Annotated in this window: 20 protein-coding genes; 13 read left to right on the top strand and 7 right to left on the bottom strand. The window is 55.0% G+C overall.

Annotated features, from left to right (window positions below; genetic code table 11):
* Positions 1-107: 107 nt before the first annotated feature.
* The 3 genes from ACR6A7_RS04235 to ACR6A7_RS04225 all read left to right on the top strand — a co-directional run bounded on the left by ACR6A7_RS04235 (position 108) and on the right by ACR6A7_RS04225 (position 2,590).
* A complete protein-coding gene (locus ACR6A7_RS04235) occupies positions 108-644 on the top strand; it encodes a carboxymuconolactone decarboxylase family protein (RefSeq protein WP_434123562.1) in 537 nt (178 codons plus the stop codon).
* 87 nt (positions 645-731) lie between these two features.
* Positions 732-1,154 (top strand): cupin domain-containing protein, encoded by a 423-nt coding sequence (locus ACR6A7_RS04230; RefSeq protein ID WP_434123561.1) that lies wholly within the window; start codon positions 732-734, stop codon positions 1,152-1,154.
* A gap of 314 nt (positions 1,155-1,468) precedes the next feature.
* Positions 1,469-2,590, top strand: a complete 1,122-nt coding sequence (locus ACR6A7_RS04225; protein ID WP_434123560.1) for an acyltransferase family protein — start codon at positions 1,469-1,471, stop codon at positions 2,588-2,590.
* Positions 2,591-2,728: 138 nt separating this feature from the next.
* On the opposite strand, the gene ACR6A7_RS04220 is transcribed toward ACR6A7_RS04225, so the two are convergent.
* The 4 genes from ACR6A7_RS04220 to ACR6A7_RS04205 form a co-directional block, all read right to left on the bottom strand.
* On the bottom strand, positions 2,729-3,928 hold the full coding sequence (locus ACR6A7_RS04220) for an L-dopachrome tautomerase-related protein (RefSeq protein WP_434123559.1): 1,200 nt from the start codon (positions 3,926-3,928) through the stop codon (positions 2,729-2,731).
* Between the two features lie 58 nt (positions 3,929-3,986).
* On the bottom strand, positions 3,987-4,988 hold the full coding sequence (locus ACR6A7_RS04215) for a zinc-binding alcohol dehydrogenase family protein (RefSeq protein WP_434123558.1): 1,002 nt from the start codon (positions 4,986-4,988) through the stop codon (positions 3,987-3,989).
* 170 nt (positions 4,989-5,158) lie between these two features.
* Complete coding sequence (locus ACR6A7_RS04210) at positions 5,159-6,013, bottom strand: N-acyl homoserine lactonase family protein (protein ID WP_434123557.1); 855 nt, start codon at positions 6,011-6,013, stop codon at positions 5,159-5,161.
* 78 nt (positions 6,014-6,091) lie between these two features.
* On the bottom strand, positions 6,092-7,297 hold the full coding sequence (locus tag ACR6A7_RS04205) for an MFS transporter (protein ID WP_434123556.1): 1,206 nt from the start codon (positions 7,295-7,297) through the stop codon (positions 6,092-6,094).
* 157 nt (positions 7,298-7,454) lie between these two features.
* Between ACR6A7_RS04205 and ACR6A7_RS04200 the strand changes: the two genes are divergently transcribed.
* On the top strand, positions 7,455-8,009 hold the full coding sequence (locus tag ACR6A7_RS04200) for a TetR/AcrR family transcriptional regulator (protein WP_096074121.1): 555 nt from the start codon (positions 7,455-7,457) through the stop codon (positions 8,007-8,009).
* A gap of 48 nt (positions 8,010-8,057) precedes the next feature.
* Positions 8,058-9,023 carry a LysR family transcriptional regulator gene (locus tag ACR6A7_RS04195; protein WP_434123555.1) on the top strand — a complete coding sequence of 322 codons (966 nt, stop codon included), beginning with the start codon at positions 8,058-8,060 and terminating at the stop codon, positions 9,021-9,023.
* A 122-nt stretch (positions 9,024-9,145) separates the two neighbouring features.
* Here ACR6A7_RS04195 and ACR6A7_RS04190 read toward each other — a convergent pair whose 3' ends face one another.
* A complete protein-coding gene (locus ACR6A7_RS04190) occupies positions 9,146-9,355 on the bottom strand; it encodes a YdgH/BhsA/McbA-like domain containing protein (protein ID WP_434123554.1) in 210 nt (69 codons plus the stop codon).
* A gap of 297 nt (positions 9,356-9,652) precedes the next feature.
* On the opposite strand from ACR6A7_RS04190, the gene ACR6A7_RS04185 reads away from it, so the two are divergent.
* The 5 genes from ACR6A7_RS04185 to ACR6A7_RS04165 all read left to right on the top strand — a co-directional run bounded on the left by ACR6A7_RS04185 (position 9,653) and on the right by ACR6A7_RS04165 (position 14,366).
* Positions 9,653-10,591, top strand: coding sequence for a GlxA family transcriptional regulator (locus ACR6A7_RS04185; RefSeq protein ID WP_434123553.1), 939 nt, complete (start codon positions 9,653-9,655; stop codon positions 10,589-10,591).
* A 149-nt stretch (positions 10,592-10,740) separates the two neighbouring features.
* Complete coding sequence (locus ACR6A7_RS04180) at positions 10,741-11,556, top strand: SDR family NAD(P)-dependent oxidoreductase (protein WP_434123551.1); 816 nt, start codon at positions 10,741-10,743, stop codon at positions 11,554-11,556.
* Between the two features lie 53 nt (positions 11,557-11,609).
* Positions 11,610-12,371 (top strand): SDR family oxidoreductase, encoded by a 762-nt coding sequence (locus tag ACR6A7_RS04175; protein ID WP_434123549.1) that lies wholly within the window; start codon positions 11,610-11,612, stop codon positions 12,369-12,371.
* Positions 12,372-12,419: 48 nt separating this feature from the next.
* Positions 12,420-13,622 (top strand): MFS transporter, encoded by a 1,203-nt coding sequence (locus tag ACR6A7_RS04170; RefSeq protein WP_434123548.1) that lies wholly within the window; start codon positions 12,420-12,422, stop codon positions 13,620-13,622.
* 282 nt (positions 13,623-13,904) lie between these two features.
* A complete protein-coding gene (locus ACR6A7_RS04165) occupies positions 13,905-14,366 on the top strand; it encodes a DUF4174 domain-containing protein (RefSeq protein ID WP_434123547.1) in 462 nt (153 codons plus the stop codon).
* A 163-nt stretch (positions 14,367-14,529) separates the two neighbouring features.
* On the opposite strand, the gene mqo is transcribed toward ACR6A7_RS04165, so the two are convergent.
* The gene (gene mqo / locus ACR6A7_RS04160) at positions 14,530-16,185 is read right to left on the bottom strand and encodes a malate dehydrogenase (quinone) (RefSeq protein WP_434123546.1); all 1,656 of its coding nucleotides are present in this window, start codon (positions 16,183-16,185) and stop codon (positions 14,530-14,532) included.
* 416 nt (positions 16,186-16,601) lie between these two features.
* The gene (locus ACR6A7_RS04155; RefSeq protein WP_434123545.1) at positions 16,602-16,874 is read right to left on the bottom strand and encodes a hypothetical protein; all 273 of its coding nucleotides are present in this window, start codon (positions 16,872-16,874) and stop codon (positions 16,602-16,604) included.
* Positions 16,875-17,199: 325 nt separating this feature from the next.
* Between ACR6A7_RS04155 and ACR6A7_RS04150 the strand changes: the two genes are divergently transcribed.
* From ACR6A7_RS04150 to ACR6A7_RS04140, 3 genes are all read left to right on the top strand, one after another.
* The gene (locus tag ACR6A7_RS04150) at positions 17,200-18,372 is read left to right on the top strand and encodes a dienelactone hydrolase family protein (protein ID WP_434123544.1); all 1,173 of its coding nucleotides are present in this window, start codon (positions 17,200-17,202) and stop codon (positions 18,370-18,372) included.
* Positions 18,373-18,639: 267 nt separating this feature from the next.
* Positions 18,640-19,221, top strand: a complete 582-nt coding sequence (locus tag ACR6A7_RS04145) for a cytochrome b/b6 domain-containing protein (protein ID WP_434123543.1) — start codon at positions 18,640-18,642, stop codon at positions 19,219-19,221.
* A gap of 41 nt (positions 19,222-19,262) precedes the next feature.
* Complete coding sequence (locus ACR6A7_RS04140; RefSeq protein ID WP_434123541.1) at positions 19,263-19,946, top strand: VIT1/CCC1 transporter family protein; 684 nt, start codon at positions 19,263-19,265, stop codon at positions 19,944-19,946.
* Positions 19,947-20,185 lie beyond the last annotated feature (239 nt).

Here is a 20,185-nt window from a genome sequence, read left to right as displayed (position 1 = left end):
TCCTCTCTTTCAGCCGCAGTACTCTTCTCCTGAACGCAGCGCGACCGCGTCTTCTCCGCAAGAAAGCGCCGTCGCCTCTGCCTGTATACCTCAATCAAGGAGCTTATATGAGCCGTTTGCATACCATTACTGAAAGCGACGCCACCGGCAAAACCGCCCAGCTTTTTGGCGCCATCAAAGGCAGCATGGGTAAAGTCCCCAATGCCTATCTGACCATCGGCAGCAATTCACCTGAGGTTCTGGGTCAGATGCTTCAGCTGAACGCAGCTCTGCACAAAGGCAGCCTGAGCGCCCGTGAGCTGGAAGCGATTAATCTTGCTGTCAGTGAAGAGTCGGGCTGTGACTACTGCCTGGCCGCGCATACGCTGATGGCTAAAAAGGCGGGTTATACCGACGAGCAGACGCGGGAGCTGCGTGAAGCCCGCTTCAGCGGCGATGCGCGCATCGATGCGCTGGTGCAGTTTGTTCAGTATCTCGTTTCCTCTCGTGGAACGGTATCAGCCGAGCGCGTTCAGGCTTTCCGCGAGGCCGGATTCAGCGACCAGCAGGTTGTGGAAACCCTTGGTGCCGTCAGCGCCATTCTGTTTACCAATATGGTGAACCGGGTGAACGACACCGTTGTTGATTTTCCAAAAGTGAGCTGATGCTCAGGACGCCCGTGGCGCAGAGGCGGTCCCCCCACCGCTTTTGCTCCTCGCCCTTACCTTTTACCTTGTTAGGGAGAAAGTGAAATGACGGATATCACTTCACAGAAGTCAGCGCGTTTTAGACCGGCCGAAATCGCAACGAATCTGCCAGCGTCGGCCCCCACAATGCTGGCCGATATCTATCTAACCGATCGCCCAGCTGCCAGCAGCCGCGTATTCCGGGCTTATCGGGGCGTGCCCCCTCATTTTCACCGCGAATGCGATGAATACCTGTACGTGCTCTCAGGCCGCGGAACGTTCTGGATGGAGGATGCGTCGACTGAAGCTGAGTTCGGGCCAGGCGACATGCTTTTTTTCGAGCGCAACGTCGTTCATGCGCTTCCCGTTCTGCTGGAAGAACCCGTGATCTTCCTGACGCTGGACACTCCGCGCCGCTCACCCGATGACGTCGTGTTTATTGACCCCAACGTCGGCTCTGCCGGTACGTTTATGGAGAGAAACCGCTGAGCGTCCGCTCAGAGGTTACAGATTGGCTGCAACAGGCCCCGCACGTTATGCGCCGGGGCTTCCACACTTCCCCGCCACCCTCACACAGGCAACTGACCGTGTCCCTGAGGCCCGGTCAGATATGATCTGCACTGAACGCCGCCCGGTGAATATCGACAGTGTTATATTGCCTTGAATGCCAGGCTCGGCCGGTACAACGCAGCAAAAGCCTGGGCATCAAGCACAGGTAAGCTTTGCAAACAAGCATGATCTTTACAACTCAATGATGATAAAGTCGCATTAAGCATACACTCTTAACACTTTGAATATAGATCATGATTAATAAGCAAACATCATACAGGGGCTTACAGGCGCTCAGAGGAATTGCTGCGCTAAGCGTTATGCTTTTCCACTTCCGATGGAACATTAATGCTCAGATTCCAGGGCGTGGAGATGAACTTTTTGGATGGGGAGCAACCGGTGTTGATCTCTTTTTTCTTATCAGCGGATTTGTTATAACGCTGAGCGCGGCAAGATCGCCTCAGGGTATTATCGGCGCCTTGACCTTTTTAAAAAAAAGGGCACTGAGAATATTACCGGCCTACTATATCATCCTGCTTATCTCTTTTTTCCTGACAGGCGCGATGAGTACATTTCATTATCCGGATAAAACAGAAAACCTTATTAGCGCCCTGACCTTTATGCCGATTTTACCCGACCATCCCCCCTTTTATGTTGACGATAGTGGAATGTATGGCGTCAGATGGACACTAAATTATGAGGTTATGTTTTACCTGTTTATCTCCGTTGCGCTTCTGTTTGCTAAGCGCTGGATAGGGGCTGGCGCGCTGTTTGCTGCCACGCTTATTGTGCTGCCTTTGACTTTAGGCCATCAGTTAACGCTTCAGCCTGCCGGATATAAGATTGATTCAGCCCTGGCTGGGTTGATCACTAACCCGATGACCTGGCTTTTTATCACAGGAATGTGCGTCGGACTACTACTCCCTTACCTGAAGTGGCTATCACCCAAAATTATGGCCGTTGGTGCAGGGTGTAGCCTGATCGCTGCAGCCTACTGCTTTAGTCATGGTATGTTTGCCGGGCACGGGCTGCTAAGTTCGGGCTGGATATATGGCCTCATTTTATTAACCTTTGCACTTTCTGAGGATATTATTGGTAAGTATGTACCTGAACTTTTAATACGGTTAGGCGACATTTCTTTTTCTCTTTATCTGATTCATACCTTGATGAATAACGGCTTAGGGAAGCGATTCGCAAGCATTGGAATCGAAGATGGATATGTGAGGTTTACCGTTTCCATTATTCTTTCCTGCTTACTCGCGTGGTTGTCATGGCGTTATATTGAAAGGCCGTTTATTCGGGCCGGGAAAAGTCAGCCTGTCATTCAGGAAAGCAATGCCGGGTCGCCTTCCCGCGCAGCAAACCATAAGCAGTAAAGCGCCCTTCAGCCCATGCCAGACGTGGGCTTTATGCTACAGAATGGTTTAGGGCGCTCCCGACGTGTCTGCTTTGGCGGGTAATCAATGCGATCTGCGCTGACTGCGGGGGCACTCTGCCCCCGACTGTGAAGTGGTTTAGTGCGTTGGGGCGGGCGCTGCGTTGATTTTGATGCGTAGCAGAGCATACGGCTTCTGGCGCAAATCTTTACCACCGTGGAAACCGGGCTGGCGGTTCAGCTGGTTGGTAGTGAAGTAGAGATAGCCATCTGGCCCGACCGACAGGGTATCCGGCCACAGGATTTCAGGGCCGTGCGCAAGGGTTGTCCACTCCCCGCCAGCTGGCAGCTTGCGGATAGCATTGCGCTCATAGTCACCGGCATACACAGCGCCTGTCGCATCGCTTTCCAGGCCATCTGACGCCCCTTTTTCACCCAGGTCTTTTACGGACGCCGAGAGTTGAGACGCTGTGATGGCCGGATCGCGAAGCAGCGCCGTGGAAACGGCATACAGGTGACGCCCCGAGAGCGGACTGTAATAGAGCGTGTTACCGTCCGGAGAGAGAGCAATGCCGTCAGAGGCTACGCTGAACGGCGCGGTTGTTCCGTCCGCGTGACGCTGAAGCAGCGTTTCGCCCTCAACGACAGGTGAAAAGCCCGCTTCAGGCGACGTTGTGCGGTCGCCGTCCAGACGGCGCACCGCTTTGCCGCTATCCAGGTCAATAACGATAATCGCGCCAGTGCCGGACAGCGAGGAGTCGGTCACGTACGCCACGCCAGCTTTACCGATGCGAAAATCGAAGCGCATGTCGTTGACGTAGGTGGCGGGTTTAATCACGTCAGCCGGGAAAACAACGGTTTTTTCAACCCGATTCGTTTTCAGGTTAACCGCCACAAGTTTTGCGCCGCCTGCAACCGGTTTTGAAAAGCCCGGCGCGGCGGTATCGAGTATCCAGACCCGGCCCCGGCCGTCGGCCACCACGCTCTGCACGCTCAGCAAATGCGTGCGGGGAGCTGAATTGTCAGCGATATTTATCGCGGCGTCCGGGTAAGGCACCAGCCGGTTCCCTTTTACCTCGGCCACGGTAAACGGCACGTCGTCACCCCAGCGCGGGAAATTTACAAAAATACGGCCCGTTTCGGTAACGGTCACCCCGGTCGGCATAGCGCCGCTAAATGTCGCCACCACTTCGGGTTTGCCAATTGCGCGGTCCTGAGCAAGCTCGCTGAGCGCAGGCAACGCGTGATCGTCTGCCGCCAGCGCATTCAGGGTATTGCCGCCCGCCACCAGCGCCACAGAGAGCGCTAACGCCGTTTTTATCATACGTGTTTTCATCATTGCATCTTCCTGGGATATTGAATGGGCCAGCCAGCCTGTGGCGTAACTGGCGGTGAAATCAAAAGCCTTCCAGCACGATTTTTCCGCGTGCCCGGCCGCTTTCAATAAAGCCGTGCGCCCGGCGAAGGTTTTCCGCGCTAATTTTTCCGTAGTGCTCGCCTTTCGTGGTACGCAGGGTGCCGTCCTCGACCAGGCGGCGCACGCTCTCCAGAATCTCGTTCTGGCGGATCATATCCGGGGTCTGGAACAGTGAGCGGGTGAACATCAGCTCCCAGTGCAGGGAAGCGGCCTTACGCTTGAGCGGTAAGGCATCCAGCGTTTCCGGATCGTCGATAACAGCCAGCCGGCCCTGAGGCGCCAGCGCTTCGACAATCTGCTGATAATGTTTGTCGGTATGGGTCAGGCTTGCGATGTAACGCACGGAAGCGACACCGATTTCACGCAGGCCTTCCAGCAGCGGACGGGAGTGATCGATGACGTCATGCGCGCCAAGCTCGCGCACCCATTCCGCCGTCTCCGCGCGGGAAGCGGTGCCGATTACGCGAAGGCCGGTCAGCTTGCTGGCCAGCTGAGTGAGCACCGAACCCACGCCGCCGCCGGCACCGATGATGAGGATGGCGTCGCCGTGCCCGCCCTTCACTTCAAGACGGTCGAACAGTAACTCCCAGGCGGTAAGGGAGGTGAGCGGGAGCGCAGCCGCGTCGGCATCGCTCAGTGAAGCGGGCTTATGAGCGGCAATACGCTCGTCAACCAGACTGTATTCTGCATAGGAGCCCGGGCGGATAATGGAGCCAGCGTAATAGACCTTGTCGCCAGGCCTGAACAGGGTGACGCTCTCACCGATAGCCTCCACTGTGCCCACGGCGTCCCAGCCGAGAATGCGCGGCTGCGTCACAGGCGAGCCCGCGCGCACTTTGATATCGACCGGATTCACCGAAATCGCGCTGATTTTTACCAGCAGATCGTGTTCGCCCGGCTGAGGTTTTGGTAATTCGGTCTGGTAAAGAGACTGCGAATCGGTAACCGGCAGTCCGTTCTGGCTGTATACAATGGCTTTCATAGTGTGGTCCCCGTTTGTTGTGGCGTGAGCAGCAGCGCTGTCGATTCGTTGATGGAAGATTACGGGCTCAGCGCGTGTAGAAAAACGGGGGAAACCCATCAGCACTTTCACTCCTGCAGTGAAAGTCAGGTGCGCAATGAGAAGCGGAGCCTGGCAGGCTCCGCGGAGATTTACAGCAATGTGTAGGCAGAAGGGTCAGTGACGCGGGCTTCGGGATTAGAGATCGCATTATGCAGAAGACCCGTCACCCGTCCTCCCTGAACGAGAGCAGGCACATCATGGCTGGGCAGCATAAAACGGACGCCGGACAGGGCTTTTTTGATCGCGGTCTTCTCCTCCAGCGTCGACATTGCCCGGTTGCCGGTAATGGTCGGTTCGCCAGCGTTCAGGCTGTCGAGGAAGGGGTCGATAAGACTGCTCTGCAGGTTATACACCACGTCGCCGCTGATGTTGGCAATGCCCTCAGCGGTATCCACCAGCACCGAAATGGAACCCGGGGTATGGCCGCCGCTCAGGCGTACCGTTACGCCTGGAATAACCTCTTCTTCATAGCTGCCGTCCACGTCAAACAGGCGCAGCGCGCCTCGTGTATAGAGGCGGTCAAGCAGATGACGGGTATCTTCAAGCGCGTACATCGCTGGCCCCATAATGCCGGAAGCGGCAAACGACAGCTCACGTCTCGACAGGCAAACCGTCGTGGTCATCGGAAAGAGATAATCTCCCCCTGCATGATCGACATGCGCATGGGTATGGATCACGTAGCGGATATCCGCAGGCTTCAGGCCATGCTGGGCAAGCAGCCATGAAAGGGTCATCTCGCGCGTTTGCTCAGCCTCAAAACCGAACTGACGGTAATATTCCGTTGAGCGTGAGCCGGTATCGACCAGTACCGGAAATTCGCCGCCGGTGATCAGGAAACCCAGCGTGGGAATCGTGGTTTTCACGCCCGCATCCTGAAATAACACCAGGCCTGATTTATCGAGCGTAATATTGCCCAGGTTGAGCGGATAGATATTTAAGGACATTGTATTCTCCTGAATTCAGATAAAAGAAACCTGTTGCGCTGCGTGACATCTCAGCGCTGATGAATAGAAAGCGAAGTCTCAGACGTCGGCTACAGAAAGCCGGTTAGTGCTGCGCAGCTGATATACGCCAAGAATAATCAGCACCGCACAGATGAAAATAAGGGTCAGCGCGCCAGCATAGACCGCACTCGCCAGGTTCAGCTGCGTGGCCATTTTGCCGAGGCCAACGGCGAGTCCGCCGGTAAACAGATAGGCAAAAACGAACAGCATAGACATGGCGCTACCGCGATCTGACTGTCGTGCATGACGCGCAATCAGTCCCAGTCCGCCAAAGGTCATAAAGGCATAGCCGGCGCCGGAGATAAGTGAGGCGCCGACAAAACAAGTCAGGCTGTGTTCAGATACGGACAGACACAGGCTGGCCATACCCGTCGCGGAAACTATCGATCCCGTTATGACTGAACGACGGGGTTCGATTTTTCTGGCTAATATGCCGGCAATGCCCAGCGCCATCGGGAAAAGCGCCAGCGCCACGCTGTTAATCCACGGGCTGGGCGACCCAATGAGAGAACGCGCGATCTGCGCCCCTACCGACGATATCAGCACCCCGTGGGTATAGGCCCCTGTTACCGCCAGCGCGGCATAAAAGAAGGTGTGGCGCAGGTATACTGGCACGTCAGGGCGAGCCAGCAGTCTGGAAGATGCGCCTGCAGGACGGTCGCCTGGGATAAACAGACAAAGAACGATCAGCACAATCAACAGCGCGAAAAGAACATAAAAACTGAGGCGGGTGGGCGCCGGTGCCCAGGTTATCAGCGCTCCGGCCAGCAACAAAGCAGCGGCGAACCCTATCGACTGCGCCCCGAGCGTCACCGCGCCAGCGCGCGCAGAGCCGTCCTGACCGGCATAATCTACCAGCGCCGCGGCCGAAGGCCCCGCTGATAGCCCTACGCCAATCCCCATCATCACCCGGCCCGTCAGCAGGACGGCTACGCTATCTGCCGCGGCAAACAGCAGCACGCCCGCTGCGGAGCTGAGCAGCCCGGCGAGCATGAGATTTTTCCTTCCTGCTCTGTCAGACAGGCCGGCAAACAGCAGCATGGTCACAACAACCGTCAGCGGATAAACGGCAAAAATCACCGTGACGGTCGTAAAGGAGAGATGCCATTGAGCGGCATAGAGCGGATAAATCATTGCGGGTGCTGCGCTGGTCCAGAGCGTATGGGCAACGACGGCGGCGCTGATCCAGAAAGCATATCGGGCTGAAGGGGTCTCGATTTTCATGCTGCGATCCTGTTTTAAACTGTTCGTTTTAAAACTAGCTAATGGCATAGCAAAAAGGCAAGAAGTTTTGAACCGATCAGTTTTTTATTTTTTTTAGTCTGGTATTTTTTGCCGACAGGATGCATATTAAAACGATTGGTTTAAAACGGAGGCCCCGATGGCCAGACCCAGGAAAATAAGCAATGAAGACGTTCTGAGCCGCGTTATTCCGGTCTTTTGGAAGAACGGGCTGGCTGGCACCAGCCTGGGCCAGCTTGAAGAAGCGACCGATATTAACCGCTCAAGCCTGTACGCGACCTTCTGCAGTAAGGAGCAGCTTTTTGTCAGCGCGCTTGAACACTATGTCAGTAGCGCGCCCGCCCAGTTTCTGTTACAAAAACAGCCCTATGGCTGGCAAAATATTGAACAGTTCCTGCTGGCTGCGCCGTTTAATAATCCTGCGTTTAACGGCTGCTTCATTATCAACTCCACGCGGGAAGTTGCCGTTCTGCCCGCAGCTGCGCTGGAGATCGTGCGCGACTTTCGCGGAGCGGTCATTGAACAGATACGGATGAATATCCCGCTACAAAAAAATGCCGGCGTAATGGCAGAAATTATCTGGTCTTTTCTGGTTGAGGCCTGTCTGGAAGCAAATGACAGGCTCGAGCCGCAGGGCTGGCAGGCGCGCGTCACCGCCCTGCTTGGCTTTATCAGATCTTCTGATAGCCAGTAATGTCTCAGCCTGACCGGATCCGAATACGTTTTGCATTCTGGAGCCTCAATGATACGTCTTGAAGATGTTACGTTGTTCGTCCGTTCCGCCGCGCTGGGCAGCTTTTCCAGTGCAGCCCGTGAAGCCGATATTCTTCCGGGGCAGGTCAGTGCCGCCGTCAACCGTCTGGAGCGCGACCTGAATAAACGCCTGTTTGCGCGATCCACGCGCAGCCTGCGCCTGACCGCAGAGGGAGAAACCTGGCTGCCCTATGCACAGGAAATGCTGACCATCCTGCAGGCAGGAACGGAACGCCTGCAGGGCAGTGAAGATGAAATCCAGGGTGAGCTGAAAATTGCCGTTCCCTCAGACATCGGGCGAAACATCATCCTGCCGGTGATCACCGCCTTCTGCGAAAAACATCCCAAAATATCCCTTCGCCTCTTTCTGTCCGATCAGGTCAGCGATGTTTTTCGCGATCCGGTGGATGTGGCCATCCGCTATGGCACGCTTGAAAACAGCAGTTATGTGGCCTTGCCGCTGGCCGAAGATAACCGGCGCGTGCTCACCGCTTCACCCGCCTATATCAGCAAGCATGGCAGGCTGCAGCGCCTTGATGATTTGCTCAGGCACCACTGTCTGCTCTACACCTTGAACGGGCACGCTTACGATAAATGGTCATTTCCAGAAAATGGCGTTCGGCGCCAGCTGACGGTAAGCAGCAGGATGCTGTGCGATGATGCCGATTTGGTGAGGCGCTGGGCAGTCGCGGGGATGGGCATTGCCTATAAATCATGGATAGATGTCAGCAGCGATGTGCTGGCCGGTCGGCTGGAAGTGCTGCTTCCCGAACAGCCTGGGGAAGCCGTGCCGTTGAATCTTATCTGTCCTCACCGTAAACAGTTTTCTCCGGCGATCCGGGAGCTGCATGGCCTGCTGCGCGAACACCTTAAGTCCATCACGGCGTTAATGCGCACCCATCCGGCTTTTGTAAAGGGCGGGCAGACTGAACTCGCGGCGAACCAGAGCGCCTGAATAAAAAGCGCGAGACGGTGTTATCGCAGCGATATTTGGCAAACGCTAATTAAAGCGGGCAGGAAATTTATAAAAAAAGAAAAGGCCATTTAAATAAATGGCCATTTTCATCGCTTTTAAATTTACTTAATCAGCTCGGCCGTCATATGGAACTGATTGCCCGCGTAGCTTTCGGTAATTTTATAATCAGAGCCTGCTTTTTTAGCCTGCTGCGCAATGTGTGACTCCGCTTCATCCAGCGTCGAACCCGTTGCGGTAATGCTCTGAGCAACGCTGCCAAATGAAATGGCGGACAGGACGGCAATAATCAGCGCAGATTTTACAGTTTTCATTTTCATTTCCTTCAGTGATTGAGATGTTCAGGGTTATTTATCAGGGCAGCCGGTTATTTCCGCTGCCTTGTGTGAAATGAATAATAGTGCGGACATCTGCTGCAAAACAGGTGCAATAACAGCAAACACTTTCACGTGAAAAGTGAAGATAGAAAGTCCGGTTCGGCAGGAGGATTGACGCACACTTAAAAAGTCAGTACGTAAAGCGTCATATTCAGGGTATTGTTAATGCTCAACGTTTTCAGCGATACCGGCACCCCAGACGGTTCCGGCGCCAGACTGTGACAGGAGAATAGGATGCATCGGGTAGGCTTGCTGATTTCTGATTACTTTCAGGTTTTAGGGTTGTCCACGCTGAGTATCTTTGAGTTTGCCAATCAGGTTAAGGGTGAACCTTTCTATGATTGCGCAGTTTACTCTGAACATGGCGGGTCGGTTTTATCCTCGTACGGCTTCGCCGTTGACAGCAGGCTGCTTGATGCGGAGGCGCAAATTGATACCTGGCTCGTCGCCGGGGTGCTGACGCCGGTTGAGTTGCCGGCAACGCCTGGGGTGGTCACCTTTTTGCAGACCCATGCGCTGAAAGCGCGCCGCGTGGCCGGTATTTGCACTGGCGCCTTCGTGCTGGGTCAGGCGGGATTACTTGCCGAACGCCGCGCGACCACACACTGGATCCATGCGCAGACCCTGAAAACAATGCACCCCACCACCCGGGTGGAGGAAGACCGCATCTTTATCATCGATGACCACGTCTGGACGTCGGCTGGCTTAACCGCCGGGCTCGATATGGCGCTGGGTATGGTGGAGAAGGATCTGGGCGCAGAGGTTGCGCGCAGCGTGGCGCATCTGCTGGTGATGCACCATCGCCGCTCGGGCGGGCAGACCCAGCATTCAGAGATGCTGATGCTCTCGCCGCGCAGCGATCGCCTGCAGTCTGCGCTGGAATACGCACGCAAAAACCTGAGTAACCCCTTAACTGTTGAGGAGCTGGCGGATGCGGTGCATGTCAGCGCGCGCCAGCTCAGCAGGCTGTTTCGGTCAGAGACAGGTAAGTCACCGGCAAAAGCGGTGGAGGCGTTGCGCCTTGAAAATGCCAGGCTGCTGATTGAACAGAGCAGGCTCTCGATGGAAGCGATCGCACGTGAATCTGGATTTCGCGACCGGCGACACATGCGCGAGGTCTTTATGCGCGGCTATGGCATTCCGCCGCAGTCTATACGCACCGGAAGAGCCTGACGCTTCCGCCCTCCTCCTGCTTCTCCCGTCATGATGTCCGTTAATCCGGCCATCATGATGTCCTGAATCCTGCCTTTTCTTGTCAGCCGCGCCGGTGCGTGACTGCGTACTATGAATTCACCAACCCGATAACTGACAAGGTGAACATCATGACGCAGCAAACACTGACCAACCGCGGCACTGCCGTTGTCACCGGCGCCTCCACCGGCATGGGCGCACTTTACGCTGGCCGCCTGGCACGCATGGGCTATGACCTGATTATCGTGGCGCGTAACCACAACCGCCTGAACCAGCTGGCAGAGCATATCACCACCGACAGCGGCCGCAGCGTCGAGGTTGTTGCGACTGACCTGGCCGATGCCGCCCAGCTTGCCAGGCTGGAAGAGAAGCTGCGTCAGGACGCCAGCATCACGCTTCTGGTTAACAATGCCGGCATCGGCACCCATACGCCGCTGCTGCAGAGCAGCGTGGAGCAGACGACCGCGATGATCAACCTGAACGTCACCGCGCTGACCCGCCTGACCTACGCCGCGGTGCCCGGCTTCGTCGACCGCGGGCGCGGCGCCGTTATCAATATTGCCTCTATCGTCAGTATTGCGCCTGAGTTGCTGAACGGGGTTTATGGCGGCAGTAAAGCCTTTGTGCTGGCGTTTACGCAGTCGCTGCATCACGAACTGGCCGGTAAAGGCATTCAGGTGCAGGCGGTACTGCCCGGCGCGACCGCGACGCCGTTCTGGGAGAGCGGCGGCCTGCCCGTCGAGCAACTCAATCCAAAAATCGTCATGAGCGCACAGGAGATGGTGGACGCCGCGCTGACCGGTTTTGCCCGCGGCGAGCTTGTCACTATTCCGTCCCTGCAGGATGAAACCCTGTGGACCACTTATGAGCAGGCGCGCCAGGCGATGATCCCGCACCTTGGCAGCGACGCGCCGGCGCCACGCTATCAACCTGTTTCCATGCACTGATCCACTCCGACAGCCTAATAACCTTACCACTTATCATCTGAAGGAATATGACCATGAAACTGACTAACAACACTATCTTCATCACCGGCGGTACCTCTGGCATCGGCCGCGCAATGGCAGAAAAATTTCATCAGCTGGGTAACCAGGTAATTATTTCGGGACGCCGCGAGGCGCTGCTGAAGGAGGTGACCGCAGCCAGCCCAGGCATGGATTATGTCGTGTTGGACGTGACAAGCGCCGACAGCATCAAAGCCGCCGCGCAGAGCGTGCTGGCACGCTATCCGGCGCTGAACGTGGTGATCAACAATGCCGGCATCATGCCTTTCGACAACGCGGCTGGCGAGCTGGATGATGCGCAGGCGGTCACCCTGCTGGATACCAATATTCTCGGGCCGGTGCGCGTCAGCGCCGCCTTTATCGAACACCTGAAGCAGCAGCCTGACGCGGTGCTGATCAACAACAGCTCGGTGCTGGCGTTTCTGCCGCTGGCAACCAACGCGCTCTACTCCGCCACCAAGGCCGCCATTCACTCTTACACCCTGTCTCAGCGTTTCCTGCTGCGCGACAGCGGCGTGCAGGTAATTGAAATTTCTCCGCCGTGGGTGGATACCGACCTGATTTACAAGAGCGGCGATCCGCGCGCCATGCCGCTGAAAGACTTTATCCGCGAAACCTTCGACAAGCTCGGCACCGACACCATCGAAGCCATCGTCGATCGCGTGCTGCCGGTGCGCGATAACCCGGGCGCAGACGAGCATACCCTGGTGAATCAGTTCAACCAGTCCGTGGCGGATAACCCAATTCCTGTTCAGTAAACGCTACAGGGGCATCCAGCCCCTGTTTTTCTATGCCGGAGATGAATAATGAACGCTGCTATCACCTCTTCCCAGCGCCGCGCCCTGCGCGCGCTAAGCATCGCTTACTTTGTCCAGGCTACCGGCGCGCTCTCTGTCGCCGGCAGCCTGCCTGCTATCTCTGCTGCCTGGCAGCTGACTGATGCGCAGAGCGCGCGCTTACTGAGTATATTCGGCCTGACCTTTGCGCTCGCCGCCCCGCTGGTTCAGGTCATCTTTGGCCATCTTCGCCGTCGCCAGCTGGTGCTCACGGGCATCGGGCTGTTTGGCCTGGGCGCCTTCGCTTTTGCGCTCTCGCCGGCCTACGGGTCGCTGGTCGCCTCCCGCATACTGATGGGCGTAGGTGCCGGGTTTATCGGCCCGGTGCTGGTCGCGCTGGGTTCTGAGCTGGTAGATGAACAGCAGCGCGGGCGGGCTATCGGCATGGTACTTCTCGGGGTATCGATGGCGAGCCTGGCCGGTATTCCGCTCGCCGCATGGGTTGCCGACATGTGGGGGGCGAAAGCCCTGTTTGCGCTGGTCGGACTGGCGAGCCTGCTGAGCGGGCTGAATGTCCTGCTGACGGTGCCGGATGAAAGTGTGGGTTCGCGTATCCGGCTCGCCGAGATGGCGAGCGTCCTGTCTGAGGGGAAATACCTGACGGCCTTCCTGGTGGTGTTTTTCATCACCTCCGGCGTTTACAGCTTTTACTCTTTTATCGCCCCGCTTATCCGCGACACCTACGCTGGCGGCACGCATGCGGTTTCCGCGGCGCTGGCGGTGCTGGGCGTCGCCGGGGTGCTGGGGAACCTCTGGGTCACCCGGGCGGCAACACGCTTTACCTCGGAAAAGCTGCTGTTGACGGGCATGACCCTGCTCATCACAGATACGGCGCTGATTGCCCTGCTGCCAAAAGCCCTGGGCGTGCTACTGCTGGCACTGGTCTTCTGGGCCTTTGCCACAGATCTGCTCTGGCCCAGCCAGCAGCGCAGGATCGTTGAACTGTCGTCTGCCCGGTATCGCGGCATCGCGCTGGCGCTGACCAGTGCCTTTATGTTCGGGGGCATCGGTTTCGGCTCAGCGGTAGCCTCCTGGGTTTATCCGGTGGCGGGATTTTACGGGCTGGCCGGCATCTCCGTGGCTTTCATTGTGCTGGCGCTGATCAGCCTGCAGCTGTCCGAAAAGCTCAGAAAGCCCGTGACGACGGCTGCGCCCTGTCAGGGTGAAGCCTGACGGGCTGCTATCAGTCAGGCTTCTGAGATACGTGACGCATAGATGCTGAATAGCACCATGACGCAGCGAAAGCGGGACAGGAACCTGACTGCACATTATGCCTGTGCCTTTAGACCAGGAAAGCTGTAGTGCGCATTCTGTTTGCCCTTCTTGTAAACATGTGAAAGGAGACGTTCATCCCTGGCAAATTCCGCTACTGTTGATACAGGATCCGCGTTCATCTGCCCGGTTACTCTTTTTCTCTGAATGCCGCCAGCCTGCCCAGAAGGAGTAAAGGTACCTATGAAAAATTTGTTGCCAAAGCCGTTATCCCTGTCTCGGCACGCCTTCACTGCTTCAGGCGTGTTGGCGCTGTCTCTGTTTTGTTACAGCCCGGCGCTGATGGCAGATACAACGCTGTTCTCCCCTCTGCCCCCAGATACGGCAAGCCTTGGACAGTATCAGTGGCACAGACGCCCTGTTGTTATATTTGCTCCATCTGAAAAAGATGCTGACTACGTCAGGCAAATCGCCATGCTGGAGAAAAGCAGCGCTGAGCTAGCGGAGCGCGATATCATCGTGCTGAGTGATACGTCGCCTGCGGCCAGTGGCCAGCTCCGTTCACAATTTAAGCCCAGCGGTTTTGAAGTTGTGCTGGTTGGAAAAGATGGCGGGGTGAAAATTCGCCAAAAAACACCGCTTACGTCAGAAGAGCTGCTTTCCACCATAGACAGGATGCCAATGCGTAAGGCTGATTTACGCTAAACCTTCCTGCTAACCGAGAAGAGGATAAAACAGTGGGGCTTTAAGTCCGGCTGGTGGCGTTGGGACGCAGATCAGGATGCAGAGCGGGGAGATGGGCGTGCAGCGGCCTGATAATCAAAGCCCCTGAAGAGACCGTCAGGGGCTTTATCATCATCCGTAAGGATTAGAGAGCCATATCATGCTGAGCTTCAGCAGCGGCTTTTGGTTTCTGAGGTTGAGCCTGAGGAGCGTCCTGAGCCGCCTTCATCTGAATCACTGGCGGTTTTACCAGCTGCAGCGTCGCTGCCGTTTCATCCCAAACCTGCTGGGTCAGCGCAACGTTGCCGTTCAGCTTCTGTCCATAGCTCGGAACGATGCTACGGATCTTGCTCTGCCACTCCGCCGATTTAAATTGCTCTGGGAACAGCTCCTTCATCACATTGATGGAGATAGGCGCAGCGGTGGATGCGCCCGGAGAAGCGCCCAGCAGCGCAGCCAGAGTTTTCTGTTTATCGGTTACGATTTCAGTTCCCAGCTTAAGTACGCCGCCTTTTTCCGCATCCTTCTTGATAATCTGTACGCGCTGGCCGGCCTGAATAAGTTTCCAGTCCTCTTTACGCGCTGACGGATAATACTCTTTCAGCGCCTCGAACCGGTCTTCGTCACTTAACATCACCTGGCCAATCAGGTACTTCACCAGATCGAAGTTATCAAGCCCTACGTCAGTCATCGGCCCCACGTTTTTAGTCGTAGTGGTGCTGAGCAGATCGAGGAAAGAGCCGTTTTTAAGGAACTTGGTCGAGAAGGTGGCAAAAGGCCCAAACAAAACCACACGTTTGCCATCCAGGAAACGCGCATCGAGATGCGGGACCGACATCGGTGGCGCACCCACGGAAGCCTGTCCGTAAACTTTCTCCGCGTGCTGGCGCGTGATGTCCTGATTTTCAGTGACCAGGAATGAGCCGCCCACAGGGAAACCTGCATAGTTATCCGCTTCCGGGATACCTGTCTCCTGCAGCAGTTTCAGGGCCCCACCGCCTGCGCCGATAAAGACATATTTCGCATCTACTGCATGCTCTTTGCCGCTTTTCACGTCAGTAATCGTGACGTGCCAGGAGTTATCGCTGTTGCGTTTGAAACCTGTAACCTCAGATGAGGTTTCCAGCTTAAAGTTACTCTCTTTTTTCAGGCTACCCACCAGCTGGCGGGTAATTTCGCCATAGTTAACGTCGGTGCCAACCGGCGTCCAGGTGGCAGCCACTTTCTGCTGCGGATCGCGCCCGGCGATAATCAGGGGAGCCCATTGCTTGATCTGATTCTGATCGGTAGAGAACTTCATGCCCTGGAACAACGTCGTTTGTTGCAGAGCGGCATAACGTTTGGTCAGGTACTCAACGTTCTTATCACCCCATACAAAGCTCATATGCGGCGTAGAGTTGATGAAAGAGTGCGGATCGTTTAATACGCCACGCTTTACCTGCGATGACCAGAACTGGCGGGAGATCATGAACGCTTCGTTGATTTCCAGCGCCTTAGAAACATCAATCGAACCGTCTGGACGTTCTGGCGTATAGTTCAGCTCCATATTGGCTGAGTGGCCGGTACCGGCATTGTTCCAGCCGTTGGATGATTCGAGCGCAACACCATCCAGCTTTTCAACCATGAGCTGTTTCCAGTCAGGCTGAAGCTCCTGCAGTAATGTTCCCATAGAGGCACTCATGATGCCGCCGCCAATCAGAAGTACGTCTGTTTTTTCATTAGCGTCTTCAGCATGCGCTGTTGCGCTGACGACCATTGCGATGAGTGATAACGCGGGGAGAATCTTATTTTGTTGCAGCATTATATTTAGTACTATCGGAAATAAATGAATGAACCAATATTTTAACTTACTCGCATCGAGTTTTAAACACTCCGTATAAATCATCGCTTCAAAAAATTGACAATATTTAATTTTTAAATTAAATAAAAAAGTATCTTAACTAAAGAAAGCAGATTTCCGCTTTTTTATTAGCCACCGCTGAAATCTGCTGCGAAAAACAGAGAATTAGCCAACAAGCTCTTAACAAAGGATAGCAGGCTGATCCACACTCTTCTTAATGATAAAAAAAATCTGGCCTGCATGATTATTTAACGCAAATTTTTATTTCCTGGCTAAAGTCGAGCATGGCGACTGAGCGATGTAAAATATTCTGACAGGGGTGATAGCGCCTTTTCTTTCACGACGATTTTCTGCTCTTCAGAAACGAGACCGAATAATTACTTGCTGAAGGGATAGGGAAAAATATGAATGGTATTCGCTGCCATTGGATAAATTCCCAGCCCGCGCGTGGTGTTTTTGAGTTTATCTAAAGAAGCGCCCTCTTCAGGCATTCTGCCTCCCCATACTGTCACGCCCTCAGCGATATTGGCTGGCCGATTTGGGCTTTCATCGGTGATCTCTATGGTTTCACCGTTACTGAACGTAATGATCAGTGATGCGACGTCCAGATGTTGAGCAGTCCCGTTTTGGTCTTTAGCGTTTACTTTCATTGCATCCTCTCCTGTCTGTTTTTTGCATTGCATTAGCAACGGCGCGATGGCCAGCACTATTTTTAAGGAAGCCTTAACTGACTGACCTGTCCTCGATCAATAGCAACGAGCTTAGCAAAGGTCAACGATGCTGCTCTGTTGCAGAGAGCGTGTGCTTTACCCACTGCACTATCCCATCGGTCATTGATGCTGCGCGTATCCTTTACAGGTGGCCGGAAAAGGCTGGGTAACAATCTGACAAGCAATTTTTCCTGCCGCGCAGTATTCACCGCCGCACCGTCACGCTAAGTTGTTCAGTTAACCACCATAAGCCAGGCCGGACATCGTGACATCCCCCTCTTTAAATCAGGCCGTGCGCGGGCTTTTACTTTTGCTGCCTGTATGGCTGGCACTTCCCATGGGAAGTGCTGCTGCGCCCTCTGTCGAAAATAATCAGCAGTTCAACGGGCTTATAAGAGAGCCTGTTATGTTGCGTGTCACGTTGCCAGATGGCAAACCGGCCCTGCTGGACGCTCTCGTGACGCGGCCCTCCGGGCCTGGCCGCTGGCCCATCGCCCTGATTACCAACGGTACCACGGGCACGGCTGAATTCGATCGCTGGGAAATGAATCCAAACCGGATGTCAGGAACGGCTCTGGCGTTCGCCCGCCACGGCTATGCGGCGGTGGTCGTTCTGCGGGAAGGCTATGGCTATTCCAGCGGCGGAGCCGAATATACTGGCGGAACCTGCGCACATCCACAGCATGGCCTGGCAAGGAAGCGAGACGCTGATGATCTGCTGAGCGCGCTCAATGCAATCAGGCGCCAGCCATGGGCATCCGGGCATAACGCCATTCTCGCCGGCATGTCAGCCGGTGGATTTGGCGCTCTGGCCGCCGGTGCCGGACAGCCGTCGGGTGTTCAGGCGATCATTAATTTTGACGGAGGAAGAGGCGCTAGCGGCGGCAGCTCAGTGTGTGACCAGGCGGGATTGTTGAGAGCCTTCGCTGAGATGGGCGCCGCCTCACACACTCCTTCGCTCTGGCTTTATTCACAAAACGATAAATTATTCCCGCCCCTGACCGCCCTCTCGTTTTTCAATGCTTATATCTCAGCAGGCGGCTCCGGCAGTTTTGTCGTAATGCCCCCCTATCGTGCTAACGGTCACGCGTTTATGGATTCCGCTCCGGAAGATTTCTGGTGGGGGCCAGTGGGAGAATTTCTTCATAAGAAGGGAATGCCATACAAGGAGGTGGTCAGGATCAGTATGAAAAATATGCCCTTACCGCTTGCACTCAATAACGCCGAGGGAAAATCTGCATTCAGAGAGTATGAATCTGCGCAGCTTTTTGAAAAAGCCTTTGCGACGGATGCGTCAGGTGACTGGGGAGTTTCCTACTGGGCGCGCACGACCACAGAAGCCGCAGCGGCTGCACTCAGAAACTGTCAGAAGCATCAGCAGAGCGCCCAGAAAGAATGTACGGTTTACGCAGTTAACAACACCGTCATGGCTAATTGAGAGGTTCTCGGCAGCGTTATTATATCGTTCAAATGGCCACCACAAACCACCCTTTTTATTTAAGACAAACTTTTTGCTTATCGTTTTCATTATCACTTTCAACAACGATATCACCTCAAATTAATGGCCCCCCTGAAAAGAACCTTGCCGCTGGTCACCAAAAATCAGGCGCTTTACATCACGTCTGACGCCCGCTTATTTTCGCACCTAAGGATAACTTAACGTTAAAAGGCTATTTTCGTGAGGTAACTTTCTCCGGGAGCGAGTATGAAATCGACACTGACAGCCTTAATACCCTACAGCTACGCCCCTTTTTTTCGTGGGCTTCACATTGCTGTAGCCGTGCTTATTTTATTGCAGATTATTAATTCGAACTTTATTGAGGCAGAGCGGCTAAACCTGAGTAGCATTGAGGGCGTGATAACCTGGATCCACATCGGCTCAGGTTTTCTGCTACTGTTTCTTGGCTGGATACTGCTGATATGGATGATGTCACAACGAGGATTTCGCTGGTACTACGCATGGCTAATGCTGGACTTTAGCGGCATCAAACGCGATATCAAATTAATCCGTCAGCTAAAACTGCCCGAGGCTGCACAGGGAGGTATTGCGGCTGCCATCCAGGGGGCTGGTGTGCTTGCACTGATCCTTGTTGCTTCATCAGGCGGCATCTGGTTTCTTGCACAAACCCTGCTGAGCGCCTCGCCAGGCACAGCGGAATATTATCTCGGCCTGCATAAATTCTTAACGACCTTCATTGAGATTTATTTTTATGCGCATGGCGCAATGGGTTTATTACATGTCGTGTTGTCCAGAACCGCAGTCATTTCAGGCACTGAAAATAACTGAATCTGCATACGGTTTGAAAAAACACTATCAGGAGGAAAAGCGTGACGCCCGGAGAAACGCATAAAATTTCACGCTCTGGCTGGCTACGTGCCGCCGTCCTGGGCGCCAATGACGGCATTGTTTCTACTGCCAGCCTGTTGACTGGCGTGGCGGCGGCGGACAGCTCCACGCACAGTATTCTTCTGGCAGGCGTGGCTGGCCTGGTCGCGGGAGCAATGTCCATGGCCACCGGTGAGTATGTTTCCGTTTCATCGCAGTCTGACACCGAGCGCGCCGCCATTGCTGAGGAGCAGGTTGAACTGGAAAATGATTACCTTGCCGAAACTCATGAACTGGCCGCAATTTATGTGCAACGCGGCCTCAGTAAAGCGCTGGCGCATGAGGTCGCCAGCGCGTTAATGAAACATGACGCTCTGGATGCGCACACCCGCGATGAGCTCGGTATCTCCGATATCTCAAGCGCGCGCCCCCTTCAGGCTGCGCTGTTTTCTGCCGGAAGTTTCACGGTGGGTGCGCTGATTCCGCTGATGGTGGCACTGACTCGTTCCGGCATAGCCAGCATCGTGATAGCGGCTCTGCTGGCGCTCGTTTTACTGGGGACTGTTGCCGCCATAGCGGGGGGAGCACCAGTGATGCGCAGCATCATCCGGGTCAGCTTCTGGAGTAGCCTGGCGATGGGATTATCGGGGCTCACGGGCGCATTATTCGGTCACTACGCAGGCTGAATTTAACGGCCCGCTCTCTGTCTTCGCGAGAGCGCTATTTCAGCACTCCCGCGAAATCAGCATCTGACTGCGAGCGCCACTCCATACACGGCAAAAAACGTCAGCGACATCAAGACAACTTGCTGTTTGCTCATAACGTCGTCTGTGGTCCTGACAGGCCGCCTGGCATAAAAGGCCAAAAACAGGTATGCATTCTGTCTGCAGAAAATATGACCCGATAGGGTTTTGGGCGCATGCCT

The organism is Pantoea phyllosphaerae (genome assembly GCF_051025595.1).
In the GTDB taxonomy this organism is placed as follows: Bacteria; Pseudomonadota; Gammaproteobacteria; order Enterobacterales; family Enterobacteriaceae; genus Pantoea.
Note: the sequence above shows the minus strand (reverse complement) of the source record. Positions and strands in the feature narration are given on the sequence as shown.